This window comes from Chitinophaga deserti, from assembly GCF_003149455.1.
Lineage (GTDB): Bacteria > Bacteroidota > Bacteroidia > Chitinophagales > Chitinophagaceae > Chitinophaga > Chitinophaga deserti.
This window is the reverse complement of sequence record NZ_QFFK01000001.1, coordinates 579,232-592,720: the sequence shown is the minus strand read 5'-3', so window position 1 is coordinate 592,720 and position 13,489 is coordinate 579,232. Positions and strand designations below refer to the sequence as shown.

Below are 13,489 nucleotides of genomic sequence, written 5' to 3'. Positions count from 1 at the left end.
GCATGTCTTTTGAAAACCTACTCTCCCTGCTTGTTTATAACAAAGAGTCACCCATACTTTTTAACAGTGGCTTCTTTCTATTTTTCTTCGCCGTTTTTTTATTGTGCTATCAGGTGGTACGCAATAGTGAACGGGGGCGCGTAGCGGTTTTCTGTTTCTTCAGTCTGTACTTTTTTTACCTGGCCTGCGGTTATTATGTTGGCCTGGTGATACTCTCCGCCATCGTGGATTTTTATCTCAGTAACCGCATATACCGCGAAACGAACGAAAAGTTAAGGAAAGGGTTACTGTGGTTCAGTGTACTGATCAACATCGGCATGCTGTTTTACTTCAAGTACACCAATTTCTTCATCAACGCCATTAACGATATTTCCGGCGGAAACATACATCCGCTGCATATTCTGCTGCCTATCGGTATTTCCTTTTACACATTTGAAAACCTCAGCTATACGGTGGATGTGTACCGGAGGGAAATCAAGCCGGTGGATAAGTTCATGGATTATCTTTTCTTCCTGTCGTTTTTCCCGAAGCTGATGATGGGGCCAATTGTAAGGGCAGCAGATTTTATCCCGCAGATTCGTAAACCATACGTACTGTCGCAGGAAGATGTGGGGAAGGGGATGTTTCTTATCATCAACGGCCTGTTCAAAAAAGTAATCGTTTCGGATTTCATCTATCAGCATTTCGTACAATACATTTTCGATGATCCCACCCGGCATACGGGTATCGAATGCCTGTTGGGTGTGTATGGTTACGCACTGGTGATCTACTGCGACTTCTCCGGGTATTCCGATATGGCGATTGGTATTGCACGTTGGACGGGTTTTGTGATTCCCCCGAACTTTGATAAGCCATACCAAAGCAGTTCCATAACCGAATTCTGGCGGCGCTGGCATATTAGTTTGTCCAGCTGGCTGCGCGATTATATCTACATACCACTGGGCGGCAACCGTAAGGGGAAGTTCAGGCAATATGTGAACCTGCTGCTGACGATGCTTATCGGCGGCTTCTGGCATGGAGCCAGCTGGAACTTCATATTCTGGGGCGGAGTGCATGGGGGATCGCTGGCGGTGGATAAACTATGGATACAGTGGCAGAAAGGATTATCGTGGTTAAAGGCTGGTCCTGTGCGTGCGGGGCTATGGAAGATCGGGGGGATCCTGTTTACCTTCCATCTTGTTTGCTTCTGCTGGGTATTCTTCAAAATGGAGACATTTGAGGGCGCCTGGGCGCTGCTGCACCAGGTAGCAGGGAATTTCCAGGGGCATCTGGCAGGGGAAGTGATTGCGGCATATCCGCAGGTATTTATGCTGATGGGGCTGGGTTATGTATTACATTTCCTGCCGGCAAACTGGGATAGCAAACTGGTGAACGGGTTCACGAAACTGCATTGGGCAGGCGCAGCAGTGGTGATGATGCTCTTTATATGGGTATTGAATGAGATGAAGACGCTGGAGCCTATGATTCCCATATATTTCCAGTTTTAAAGGTTTTTTGCAATGGGGGCATTTAAAAATCAAACTATATGCATCTTTTTTCACATGCGTATGCACAAACCTGATAATAAACGAGTAACTTTGCGTCCTAACTTTTGTCATTCAAAGTAAAATCTATGCGTACTGTTACACTGAAGAGAGTTGTAGTCACAGGGATGGGGGCCATCACACCGCTTGGTCTGGATGTAAACTCTTTCTGGGAAAACATGAAAGCCGGTAAGAGCGGCGCAGGTCCTATTACCCGGTTCGACACCACAGCATTCAAGACTAAATTCGCCTGTGAACTGAAGGGATTGGATATTGAAACATATATAGAAAAGAAGGAAGCGCGGAAGATGGACATGTTTACGCAGTATGCGATGATTGCCGCACAGCAGGCGATCGAGAACTGTGGCGTGAACCTGGAAACGGTAGACCGTACTAAGTTTGGCGTGATCTGGGCATCCGGTAACGGAGGTATGCAAACCTTCGAAGACCAGATCGTGGAATTTACACAATCCAACTTCATTCCTAAGTTCAATCCGTTCTTCATTCCCCGTCTGATCTCCGATATTGCCGCCGGGCAGATCGCGATTAAGTACGGGCTGATGGGTATTAACTATTGCACGGTGTCTGCCTGCGCTTCTTCTAACAGCGCACTGGTAGATGCATTCAATTATATCCGTCTGGGTAAGGCCAACATGATTGTGGCTGGTGGCTCAGAAAGCCCTGTAACCCGTGCGGGCATTGCGGGCTTTAATGCGCTGAAAGCATTGAGCACACGTAATGATGATGCGGAACATGCTTCCCGTCCGTTCGATAAAGACCGTGATGGTTTTGTAATGGGCGAAGGAGCAGGAGCTGTTATTCTGGAAGATTACGATCACGCGATTGCACGCGGAGCAACCATCTACGGTGAAATGGTGGGTGGTGCGATGAGCTGCGATGCTTATCACCTCACTGCAACGCATCCCGAAGGCGCCGGCGCACAGCTGGGCATGAAGGAAGCGCTGGACGATGCAGGGCTTACGCTGACAGATGTGGATTATATCAATGCACACGCAACATCTACCCCGCTGGGTGATGTGAGTGAGCTGAAAGCGATTAAAGCGCTGTTTGGCGACCATGCATCTAAACTGAACATCAGTGCCACTAAATCGATGACGGGTCACCTGCTGGGTGCTGCCGGGGCGATTGAGGCCATTGCCTGTATCATGGCAGTGAAGGAAGATATTGTACCTCCTACCATCAATACCACTGAGATCGGTGATGATATCCCTGCAGGTTTGAACCTGACGCTGGGACAGGCGCAGAAGCGTACGGTGAATGTGGCGCTGAGCAATACGTTTGGCTTCGGCGGGCACAATGCCATTGCGGCTTTCGCGAAGTTCAAGGGCTAATACAGAACAACAGAAAATTCATAAAAAAAGGGCAGAAGTATAACTTCTGCCCTTTTTGCTTTTTATACATTATGAAATCAAATATCCGGATTTCTCTTCTTTTTTGCTAAAATTTTTAGTAATTTTACACCCGTTAACCTTCAATTCGAATGCGATGTAGGGCTATATTATCACAACTTATCTGATTTCCGGTTTATTGTCATTGTCCGGTGGCGGCTGTACTGAGAAGCAGTACGGGCGGTAGTTCCGGGTGAATCCTGCGGGAAGGGCTGTATACAGTTCCGACGTGCTGCTGATGTGGCCGTCAATACTTTCATGCGCAGGTACCGGGATGTAATCGCGGATGTTTTGTTTGCGGCATGTAACAGCCGTGGGCAGGCAGTGTATTGCGTCTCTTAATGGGCAGAGATGCTGCTGCGGGAATGGGGCACCGGGATAACTGGTGAACGGTTCCGGTTGCCGGCCGGGCGTGGCAAATTTCTCCAATTAGCCGGAAGTGGGAATGAGATAGGATGGCTGTCATTTATCGGATGTGTTATCGAAAGAAAAACAAACCTCAAGAGATGAAACCTTGTAAAACCCTTTATTTGCTGGCAACAGCAACCATTGTTATGTTGACTGCGGGATGTGCCCGGCAGGCGGTAAAACCGATACCGATACGGTATAATTTCCTGGAGCATATCCCTGATTATGATCCCATGTTGCTTGATACGGAATCAGTAAAGGAAGCTGTTCCCGCCCCGCGGGATACTTCGCTGGCGGCAGCTTCCGGGGATTATTTCACACCACGGCCTTTCATTCATTTTCAGTTTCCGGTGAATGAAACACCGGATCGTGACCCCATGTTGCTGTGCGATGAAATCGTGGCTGATGCGCAAAAGCCTTTGCTGGCAACAGCTTTCAGCCAATCCCGTTCACATCGGTCTTCCATCCGTTACCGGTTCCCGGTGAATGAAGTACCGGATGCAGACCCGATGTTAGTAAACGCAGGATCAGTAAGTGAAGCGCGTAATACTACACTGGTGGCGGATTACAGCCAACCATCTGTGCAACGGCCTTCCATCCGTTATCGGTTCCCTGTGAATGAAGTGCCGGATGCAGACCCGATGTTAGTAAACGCGGGATCAGTAAGTGAAGCGCGTAATGCTACACTGGTGGCGGATTACAGACAGCCTCCTGTGCAACGGCCTTCCATCTGTTACCGGTTCCCTGTGAATGAAGTACCGGATGCAGACCCGATGTTGGTGAACACTGGATTAGTAAGTGAATCAAGTAATGCTACACTGGTGGCGGATTACAGCCAGCCCCCTGTGCAACGGCCTTCTATCCGTTATCGGTTCCCGGTGAATGAAGTGCCGGATGCTGACCCGATGTTAGTAAACGCGGGATCGGTAAGTGAAGCGCGTAATGCTACACTGGTGGTGGATTACAGACAGCCTCCTGTGCAACGGCCTTCCATCCGTTATCGGTTCCCGGTGAATGAATTGCCGGCACCAGACCCCATGTTAAGTAACACAGACACTATTCATGCAAAACGGGAAGCTACAATAACTGCTTCCGCCCGCATGGTAATGTATCGCTGACAGAATCCCTATCCCCCGGAAGCTAAGCGGAGGTACTTCTCCGCTGATGCTTCCGGCCCTTTTACAGTCTTCCCTTGTTTTATCCATCAGGAAGCTCCCAATTGGTATTAGCCGGCCCAAACCGGCAGGAAAGTAAGCAAACAAGGCCGCCCCTTTCAAGGGACGGCCTTGTGCTATTATTGAGGTGCTGTCTGCAAGGCGGAAGATGAATTCATACAACCTACCCCTCCAGCAACAAGAGTTACGATGTACTTTGTCACAAAGTGAGTTCGAGGGCGGTTACCATGTAATGCAGCAGCTTACCACTTACCTCCTCCTTTACCGCAATCCCATGTCATCGCAACAGAATAGATAGTCCAGCCGGAACCGCCTTCATAGGCATCCGTCACATCATAGGAGAGAATCTTATCTCCGGAAACCACGATGTTTTTAAAATCAACCGTAGCAAACCGGTACGAGCCGCCCCAGCTTTCTGAGTGGCGGGGAAGATGTTTGGAATTGATCTGCAGGAAGCCCAGGTACTCCAGCACGATGGGCATCGTCCAGGAAGGGGAGAAATAATGGCAGTGGTGGAACTTGGCGCCCTTCGCCGGCTTCGTTAGGTCATACTCATAAGAGATATAATTCTGATCATTGCCGAGTCGTTTTACGTTGCCATGCTGATCGCGGTCCACGGTTACTTCCACCGGAGGATTGTCGAAGAAATACTCCGTCCACCCCGTAATTTGCTTGTTGTGGTAGTGGTACTTAGCCTTGTGGGGAGAGAGGTTATTGTGCGGATAATCAGGAGCGTAAACAACAGATGAATCCGGCTGGCCGCAATCGTTCAGCCAAACGTCGGCAAAGCGTTGGCCGCTAACGCTGTCGATAAATTTCACCAGCCGGCCCTGGTACTGGATGAGGCAGTTCATTGGGCCCGTCCAGTGAGTGGAATGGCCTTTAAACCATACGGGCTTCCGCTGACTGTCGCGCCGTACCCGGGCGTTGTAAGTAGGGCCGTTTACATAAGGGTAACCTGTCCAGTTGGTGAGGTACATGGATTCCAGCTGGCAATCCGCTATTTCAGGGCATTTACCATGGCCGCCGGGGTAAGGGTAGGGATGTTTTTTGCATGCTTCCAGGAATACGATGATGAGAAGCAGCGAGCAAAGGGCATGTTTCATTTTTGATGGGTTTGTTTGGGTTAAGGGATTTATTGTGAAGAGATGAAGAGCATGGCGCAGCAGGGATGTTTCAAATAGTCATAAGCATTTAAGGTGCATACCTGCGGAATGCTGCAGGGTGCCGCCGGAACAGGGATTTGCGTTTCATTCGTTCTGGATGTTATAGGGCGCTGAAAAATAGGGTGTATTGGGTTAAAAGGCAGGCGCTGGGTTAATAAGCCGTAAATCTATCCCGATTTTGCATTACTGGTATACGGCATTAAACATATTTGATTTAACAATATGCGAAAACCTGTAATTGGAAATAATGGTTAATGCGTAAATGTCAGTCCTTTGGCAGCAGTGGCGGAAAGGAGGGCTCCGGGCGGGCGGCTTTTTATTTTTCCATCCCTTCACAAATCCGTAGTTTTATACCTTCTAATTTGCGTTCGGGATCTAATATGGCAAAGCAAAAGCAAAAAACAACGGAACAACCGGCTCCAATTGTACAGGGCGATGAAATGATCGAAGTGTACGGTGCCAGGGAACATAACCTGAAAAACCTGGATATCCACATTCCGAAGAACAGTCTGGTCGTTATAACAGGGATCAGTGGCAGTGGCAAATCGTCGCTGGCATTTGATACTATTTATGCGGAAGGCCAGCGCCGTTATATGGAAAGTTTTGGTGCCTATGCCCGCCAGTTTATCGGCGACATGGAGCGGCCAGACGTGGACAAAATAACCGGGCTTTCACCGGTGATCTCCATCGAGCAGAAAACGACCAACAAGAACCCCCGATCCACCGTTGGTACCATCACTGAAATTTATGACTTCCTCCGCCTGCTGTATGCACGCGCCAGCGAAGCATATTCCTATAACACTGGTAAGCGTATGACCCGCTTCTCCGAAGAGGAGATCATGGCGCATATCTTTGCCCAGTTCCCGAAGAAGAAACTGGTTATCCTCGCTCCGCTCGTACGTGGCCGTAAAGGGCATTACCGCGAGTTGTTCGAGCAGGTCCGCAAACAGGGATTCCTGAAAGTGCGGGTGGATGGTGAGGTGCTGGATCTGAAAGAGAGGATGCAGGTAGACCGTTACAAGATCCACGACATCGAACTGGTGATCGACCGCATCCAGGTGCAGGAAGATGCCCGCGTGCGCATCAGCCAGAGCGTTCAGAAAGCGCTCCAGCTCGGAAAGGGTCTTATGTTCGTAATGGATCACGACAGTGGCAAGGTAAACCAGTACAGCCGGCAGCTCATGTGTGAAGACACTGGTATTTCTTACGAAGAGCCTTCACCCAACAGCTTCTCCTTCAACTCGCCTTACGGCGCCTGCCCACGCTGCAAAGGCCTCGGCACTATTTACCAGATCAATATGGATGATGTGCTGCCCGACCGCAGCAAGTCCATCAACGAAGGTGGCCTTGTACCGCTCGGTGAAGCGCGCGACACTTTTACGTTCAAACAGATCCAACAGCTTGCCAAGAAATATAAATTCTCCCTTTCTGCTCCCATCGAAAAGATCCCCGAGAAAGCCCTTAACGTGCTCCTTTTCGGTGATGAAAACGGAATGCTGGAAGTGGATATGGGCTTTGAAGAAAACGGCGGTTCAGAAGCCTACGCTACCGAATACGAAGGTGTGGTGAACATGGTACGCCGCTATTTCAACGATACCACTTCCGATCACGTGCGCAACTGGGCCGAAGGCTTTATGCAGCTTTCTGCCTGCCCCGAATGTAACGGCACCCGCCTGAAGAAGGAAAGCCTCATGTTTAAGGTAGACGGGATGAATATCGCCGAACTGGGCGAAATGAACCTCGCCGGCCTGGCTGTTTGGTTTGGCGATATCGAAAAGCGGTTAGACAAAAAGCAGAATGTGATCGCTAAAGATGTGCTCAAGGAAATCCGTGAGCGCCTGGGCTTTCTGCTGGATGTGGGCCTTACTTACCTAACGCTCAGCCGTGCCACACGAACCCTCTCCGGTGGAGAAAGCCAGCGCATACGCCTCGCTACACAGATAGGCTCCCAGCTCATGGGCATCACTTATATCCTTGATGAGCCCAGCATCGGGCTGCACCAGCGCGATAACATGCGCCTCATCGACGCACTCCGTAACCTCCGTGAAATGGGGAACTCAGTGCTGGTGGTGGAGCACGATAAAGACATTATGCTGCATGCCGATCACCTGATCGATATTGGTCCGGGTGCAGGTGTACATGGCGGACAGGTGGTTGCCCAGGGCACGCCTGCCGAAATGCTCAAACTTAAAACTGCCACGGCAGGTTATCTGAACGGCATACACGAAATTCCTGTTCCTGCAGAACGCCGTAAAGGCAACGGGAAGTTCCTGGAACTGAAAGGTGCCACTGGTAATAACCTGAAGAACGTCAGCGTGAAGCTGCCCCTCGGTACGTTTATCTGTGTAACCGGTGTATCGGGCAGCGGTAAGTCTACCTTAATCAACGAAACACTATATCCTATTCTTTCCCGCCACGCCTACAACTCCAAGCTTACCCCCATGCCTTACAAAAGCGTGAAGGGACTGGAGGAGCTGGACAAAGTGATAGAGATAGACCAGTCGCCCATCGGGCGCACACCGCGCAGTAACCCCGCTACCTATTGTGGTTTCTTTACCGAGATCAGGCAGCTTTTTGCGGCGGTTCCGGAAGCCAAGATCCGCGGGTACAATGCAGGGCGCTTCTCTTTCAACGTGAAAGGCGGGCGCTGCGATGTTTGTGAAGGCGCAGGTGTTCGCGTGATTGAAATGAACTTCCTGCCGGATGTATATGTACATTGCGAAAAATGTAACGGCCGGCGGTATAACCGCGAAACACTGGAGATCCGTTATAAAGGCAAATCGATAAGTGACGTGCTGGATATGACGGTGGAAGAAGCCGTGGAATTCTTTCAGGCTGTGCCGTATCTTCACCGCAAGATCAAAACTTTGCAGGACGTGGGGCTGGGATATATTACCATCGGGCAATCGGCGGTAACGCTCTCCGGCGGCGAGGCGCAACGGGTGAAAGTGGCTACCGAACTGTCGAAGAAAGACACGGGTAAAACCATTTACATCCTCGATGAGCCTACAACAGGTCTTCATTTTCAGGACATTCAGCTGCTGCTCAATGTGTTGAATAAACTGGTAGACCGTGGTAACTCCGTACTGGTGATCGAGCATAACCTGGATGTGGTGAAGGTGGCAGATTATGTGATTGACCTTGGCCCTGAAGGCGGGGAAGGCGGTGGCCGCATCCTGGCTGTAGGAACGCCCGAAGAAGTCAGCAAATGCAAGGAAAGCCATACTGCATTATTTTTGAAGAAAGAACTCAAGCAATAGGCCATCCATGCCAACAGCCCGCTATATGAAATATCTGATCCTGTTACTTTGTTGCATCACGGCATTTGCCTCGTGCGACGATGATACCAAGATATGCGATCAGGACACGCGTACCTTCGCGAACCTGCGCTTCCGGTATCCCAATCCCAATAACAACAACATTGAGAAAGATACCGCTTTGCCCAAGGTGACGGTTTTTGCCCTGAATAAGGACAGCCTCATCAAAAAGCGGGTAGGCATCACCGGGTTGCAGCTCCCGCTGGATCTGGGGAATGATACCAGCCGGTTTTATTTCCAGACCGATAGTGCGCGGGTGGCCGATACGCTTACCTTCGCATACAAGCGCCAGCCCCATTTCGTGTCGGCCGGTTGTGGTGTGGTGATGTATTTCAATATCGACTCCGCATGGTCTACCAATCATATCATAAAATCTGTGCAGCTTTCTGTCAAAAACATAACAACGATTAATGAAACGCACATTATCCTCCATTTTTAGCGCCTGCTTCCTGCTCCTGACTATTGGTGCCGGTGCGCAGGACAAAAAGAAGGATTCCGTAAAGCCACTGGTGGTAGAAGTACCGGCAGGCCTGCGCATAGGTACCGACCTTACGCGTATTGCCATGCATTTTTTTCAACCATACCGTACGGATGCAACCATTACGCTGGACGCCCGGTATAAAGACCGTATCTTTTTCGCATCAGACATCTCCTGGAACCGGACCTCACATTCCGACACCAGCTATACTTATAAAGGCAACGGCCTGGCTATTGCACTGGGTGTAAATTATAACCTCCTGAAAAGGCAGGTGCCCAAGGAGAACTTTATGCTGTTTGGCGGTATGAAGTATGGGTTTGCCCTTTTTAACTACGAATTACCTGCCTACCAGGTGCCTGGCAGTTACTGGGGAGATTATCACGGCGCTGTGCCTTCCAGCAGCAAAACCGCTCACTGGATAGAATTATCGGTTGGCGTGAAGGTGGAAGTGCTGAAGCATTTTTACCTGGGCTGGAGCCTGCACGACAGGCTGTTGCTGACGAGGAAATTGTCTAAAGGCGATTATCCGCCCATGGTGATTCCCGGTTACGGCAAAGGCAATAAGGGAAACGTGTTTGATATGCAGTACACGGTTTCTTACCTGATACCAATGTATAAAGTAAAGCAGAAGATGAACCTGTAAAGGGTACCAGATAAATCAGTGATCCCGGTTGGCGAAAGCAGGCCGGGATTTTTTATGTGCGGGAATTGATGGAAAAAGAAATCCCTCCGGTTGGCCGGAGGGATTTTCATATGCTGTAATGAGCAGATTATCTGTTGAAGTCGCGTTCTTCGCCACCGCCTTCGGCGCCCCTGTCGCGGTCGTATCCGCCACGGTCGCTTCCACCGGCGCCTCTGTCGTATCCGCCGCGGTCACCACCTCTGTCGTAACCACCGCGTTCGCCATAACCGCCACCGCTGCCACCACGGTCGTATCCACCGCCGCCGCCGCTTCCGCGATCATAACCGCCTCCGCCGCCACGGTCGCCATAGCCACGGTTTCCGCCGCCGCCATAACCACCACCGCTGCCACCGCGGTCGTATCCACCACCGCCGCCACGGTTGCCGCCGTAGCCGCCACCGCCACCACGGTTTCCACCACCGCCGTAGCCTCCGCCACCGCGGTTACCACCGCCATAGCCTCCGCCGCCACGGTTGCCGCCGCCTCCGCCGAAACGGCCACCGCCGCCACCGCCAAAGCGTCCGCCGCCACCGCCAAAGCCACCGGGCCGGGGTGCTTTCTTTTCCAGCCCCCAGAGGTAACCTTCTTTGAAGCGGATGATACCACGGGAGTCAGGGCTGAATTTACCCCAGGCAAAGCCTGCTCCTACTTCAGCGGTACGCAGGTCGCCCAGCATATAATAATGCGGGAGGCGGCGTGCGAACTCTGCCAGTTCGGTATCTTCGGAATAGCTGGCTTCGTCGCGTGTGATCAGGCCGTCTTCACGGTTCCAGATGTCGTTCACAACGATTTCGTGTACCAGTCCGATGTTGGATTTGCGGGGATCTTTACCATATTCGTGGAGTTGCTCCAGGAAACCGGTAAGGGAATCCGCCTGTTTTACGATTACTGCGGGAGAATGGCTCACGTAAAATACGCTGCCCCAGTCGCCTTCAGCGTCTACGTCCAGCACCCAGCTGTTGCCATAGCCGTCGCCGGCGATACGGATAGAGCGGGGCAGGAGGTTCGGTATTTCGAATTCGTTCACCGCATCAAAAGTGATAGCGTCCAGGCCGTAAAACAGGAAACCACTGGAAAAGGCCAGGAGCTCTCTGATCTCGTCCGGGATATAATTGGAGCGAAGTTGCGTGCCGATATCGTCTATTTCTTCTTCGGAAAGACCCGGGAATAATTCTACCGAGTAATTTTCCTTTTGTTGGGTACTATACTGCTCGTCCAGCATTGTACGCAGCTGTTCAAGTGGCGTCATTTGATGTATTACTTTATATAATATATTATGCTCTAATCATTTCGATATGGGGAATGTTGTCCTCCATGTACATTGCACTGCTCTGTACGAACCCCAAAGATTCATAAAATTTCTGTAAATATTGCTGTGCTCCTATCTTAATAGGCATTTTTCCCCATTTATCGTGCAGAACAGCGATTGAAACGTTCATTAATTCCCGGCCAAAACCATGGCGCCGTGCCGATGGGGAGGTTACTACACGACCTATGGAAGCCATGTCAAACTTAATCCCCGGCTGAAATAAACGGGTATAGGCTGCCAGTCCGGCTTCAGTTATGCCCATTACATGCAGTGCCTGCTGGTCATAATTATCCAGATCAAGATAGGCACAATTCTGTTCTACTACGAAAACTTCGCTGCGGAGCCGCAGGATTTGGTACAATTCCTCATTGCTCAGGTCCCCGAACGACTTAATTTCCCACCGGATGTCCATTTTTATACCTCTTTTATATAAAATTCTCATTTTGGGGTTTGATTTCAGGGAGAGGATACCGAAATTGCCCCCGGAAATCATACAGCCGTTAAATTAAACATGAGCAGCCATCCTCACCCATTCCTTTTAATGGACCATATTACGGTCCGCAACCAGCAGCATACCCTTTTGCGGGAATTCACCTGGCAGGTAAACACCGGTGAGCACTGGGCCATAGTTGGCAGGAGCGGGGCTGGCAAATCCAGCCTCCTTCACACAATTATCGGCAAAAATAATGTGATCGGCGGGAGTATCCGACATTATTTTTACGAGCGCTACCGCGAAACGCATCAGATCAGCGATCCTTACTTCAATTACCGCCGCCTGGTAGCCCTCGTAGGCCATCATAACGATTTCAGGAACAAGTCTAATATGGCTGATTTCTATTATCAGCAGCGTTTTAACTCCATGGACTCGTCGGACGCGCCAACGGTAGACGAATACCTGGAGAACAGGGCTAACGATCCCCTGCTGGATCCCCTCAGCATTGGTGCTCTCCATCATAAAGAGCTGATAAAGCTCTCTAATGGTGAAACCCGGCGGGTAATGATTGCCAAAGCGCTCCTGCGCAAGCCGTCGCTTTTGCTGCTCGATAACCCTTTTATAGGGCTGGATGTGCAGGCAAGGCAGACTTTCCACGGTATCGTAGACCACGTGGCCGCTTCCGGCACCACCGTGATCCTCGTTACCACCCCGCAGGAAATCCCCGCCGCCATTACCCACGTACTGGAACTGGAAGAAGGACGTATTGCCGGAAAGTGGACCCGTGAAGGGTACCTGGCGCAATACCGCCCCGAGGCTCCCGAAGCTGCCACTAATACGATGGATGCCGAACTGGTAGGCCGCCTTACCCAAAATGCACCCGCTTATTCCTTTGAATCCATCGTTCAAATGGAACAGATCCGGGTTAAATATGGAGAGAACACCATCCTCGACGGCATTAACTGGACGGTACTTCCCAACGAGAAATGGGCGCTGCTGGGCCCTAACGGTTCCGGCAAAAGCACCCTGCTCAGCCTCATCACCGCCGATAACCCCCAGTCGTATGCCAACCGCATCCACCTGTTCGGACGTAAAAGAGGCAGCGGCGAAAGCATCTGGGACATCAAACGGAAGATCGGCTTCGTTTCTCCGGAGCTGCATCAGTATTTCCAGTCGAACGCTACCTGCGTACAGGTAGCCGCTTCCGGATTCTACGACACCATCGGTTATATGAAGCCCGCAACGCCGGAGCAATTGGATACGGCGGCCGGATGGCTGCAGTTACTGGAATGTGGTGCCTATGCAGGAGAGCTGTTTAAAAATGTTCCGGCAGGCATCCAGCGGTTAACGCTGCTGGCCCGCGCACTTGTCAAGAATCCGCCCCTCCTGATTTTCGACGAACCTACCCAGGGTCTCGACGATCATCAGCGCAACCACTTCAAAAGCGTAATAGAAATGTTATGCCGCCATATGGAAGTAACCATGATATACGTTACCCATTACGAAGAAGAACTACCTGCACCGGTTAACCGCTATTTACGGCTCCGGAATGGGAAAATGATATAAAACCGATACCTTTATTTCGTCCA

Annotated in this window: 10 protein-coding genes; 7 read left to right on the top strand and 3 right to left on the bottom strand. The window is 50.8% G+C overall.

Translation table 11 applies throughout. The features are described from left to right. Positions 1-2: 2 nt before the first annotated feature. The 3 genes from DEV76_RS02300 to DEV76_RS02285 all read left to right on the top strand — a co-directional run bounded on the left by DEV76_RS02300 (position 3) and on the right by DEV76_RS02285 (position 4,458). On the top strand, positions 3-1,487 hold the full coding sequence (locus tag DEV76_RS02300; RefSeq protein ID WP_109694682.1) for an MBOAT family O-acyltransferase: 1,485 nt from the start codon (positions 3-5) through the stop codon (positions 1,485-1,487). 125 nt (positions 1,488-1,612) lie between these two features. Next, positions 1,613-2,875, top strand: coding sequence for a beta-ketoacyl-ACP synthase II (gene fabF / locus DEV76_RS02295; RefSeq protein WP_109694680.1), 1,263 nt, complete (start codon positions 1,613-1,615; stop codon positions 2,873-2,875). A gap of 563 nt (positions 2,876-3,438) precedes the next feature. After that, positions 3,439-4,458, top strand: coding sequence for a hypothetical protein (locus tag DEV76_RS02285; RefSeq protein WP_157962676.1), 1,020 nt, complete (start codon positions 3,439-3,441; stop codon positions 4,456-4,458). Positions 4,459-4,757: 299 nt separating this feature from the next. Here the strand turns inward: DEV76_RS02285 and DEV76_RS02280 are convergent, their stop codons facing one another. Continuing rightward, entirely contained in the window at positions 4,758-5,621 is an 864-nt protein-coding gene (locus tag DEV76_RS02280) for a hypothetical protein (protein ID WP_109694674.1), read from the bottom strand. Positions 5,622-6,061: 440 nt separating this feature from the next. Between DEV76_RS02280 and uvrA the strand changes: the two genes are divergently transcribed. From uvrA to DEV76_RS02265, 3 genes are read left to right on the top strand one after another with little or no spacing between them, the layout of a single operon-like run. Then, positions 6,062-8,941 carry an excinuclease ABC subunit UvrA gene (gene uvrA, locus DEV76_RS02275; protein ID WP_109694672.1) on the top strand — a complete coding sequence of 960 codons (2,880 nt, stop codon included), beginning with the start codon at positions 6,062-6,064 and terminating at the stop codon, positions 8,939-8,941. Between the two features lie 25 nt (positions 8,942-8,966). Next, the gene (locus DEV76_RS02270) at positions 8,967-9,437 is read left to right on the top strand and encodes a DUF6452 family protein (protein ID WP_157962675.1); all 471 of its coding nucleotides are present in this window, start codon (positions 8,967-8,969) and stop codon (positions 9,435-9,437) included. Beyond that, positions 9,409-10,119 (top strand): DUF6048 family protein, encoded by a 711-nt coding sequence (locus DEV76_RS02265; protein ID WP_109694668.1) that lies wholly within the window; start codon positions 9,409-9,411, stop codon positions 10,117-10,119. Before DEV76_RS02270 ends, DEV76_RS02265 begins: the two co-directional genes overlap by 29 nt. A gap of 127 nt (positions 10,120-10,246) precedes the next feature. On the opposite strand, the gene DEV76_RS26070 is transcribed toward DEV76_RS02265, so the two are convergent. Continuing rightward, positions 10,247-11,407 (bottom strand): SMI1/KNR4 family protein, encoded by a 1,161-nt coding sequence (locus tag DEV76_RS26070; RefSeq protein WP_198651914.1) that lies wholly within the window; start codon positions 11,405-11,407, stop codon positions 10,247-10,249. A 25-nt stretch (positions 11,408-11,432) separates the two neighbouring features. Continuing rightward, a complete protein-coding gene (locus DEV76_RS02250; protein WP_232826852.1) occupies positions 11,433-11,909 on the bottom strand; it encodes a GNAT family N-acetyltransferase in 477 nt (158 codons plus the stop codon). Between the two features lie 99 nt (positions 11,910-12,008). On the opposite strand from DEV76_RS02250, the gene DEV76_RS02245 reads away from it, so the two are divergent. Next, the gene (locus DEV76_RS02245) at positions 12,009-13,466 is read left to right on the top strand and encodes an ATP-binding cassette domain-containing protein (RefSeq protein WP_232826851.1); all 1,458 of its coding nucleotides are present in this window, start codon (positions 12,009-12,011) and stop codon (positions 13,464-13,466) included. The last annotated feature ends 23 nt before the right edge of the window (positions 13,467-13,489 follow it).

What these genes read in the sequence shown, in the direction of transcription:
- DEV76_RS02270 (WP_157962675.1), top strand. Translation starts at nt 8,967, where the DNA reads ATGAAATATCTGATCCTGTTACTTTGTTGCATCACGGCATTTGCCTCG.
- DEV76_RS02250 (WP_232826852.1), bottom strand. Translation starts at nt 11,909, where the DNA reads ATGAGAATTTTATATAAAAGAGGTATAAAAATGGACATCCGGTGGGAA.
- DEV76_RS02285 (WP_157962676.1), top strand. Translation starts at nt 3,439, where the DNA reads ATGAAACCTTGTAAAACCCTTTATTTGCTGGCAACAGCAACCATTGTT.
- DEV76_RS02280 (WP_109694674.1), bottom strand. Translation starts at nt 5,621, where the DNA reads ATGAAACATGCCCTTTGCTCGCTGCTTCTCATCATCGTATTCCTGGAA.
- DEV76_RS02245 (WP_232826851.1), top strand. Translation starts at nt 12,009, where the DNA reads ATGGACCATATTACGGTCCGCAACCAGCAGCATACCCTTTTGCGGGAA.
- DEV76_RS26070 (WP_198651914.1), bottom strand. Translation starts at nt 11,407, where the DNA reads ATGACGCCACTTGAACAGCTGCGTACAATGCTGGACGAGCAGTATAGT.
- fabF (WP_109694680.1), top strand. Translation starts at nt 1,613, where the DNA reads ATGCGTACTGTTACACTGAAGAGAGTTGTAGTCACAGGGATGGGGGCC.
- DEV76_RS02265 (WP_109694668.1), top strand. Translation starts at nt 9,409, where the DNA reads ATGAAACGCACATTATCCTCCATTTTTAGCGCCTGCTTCCTGCTCCTG.
- DEV76_RS02300 (WP_109694682.1), top strand. Translation starts at nt 3, where the DNA reads ATGTCTTTTGAAAACCTACTCTCCCTGCTTGTTTATAACAAAGAGTCA.
- uvrA (WP_109694672.1), top strand. Translation starts at nt 6,062, where the DNA reads ATGGCAAAGCAAAAGCAAAAAACAACGGAACAACCGGCTCCAATTGTA.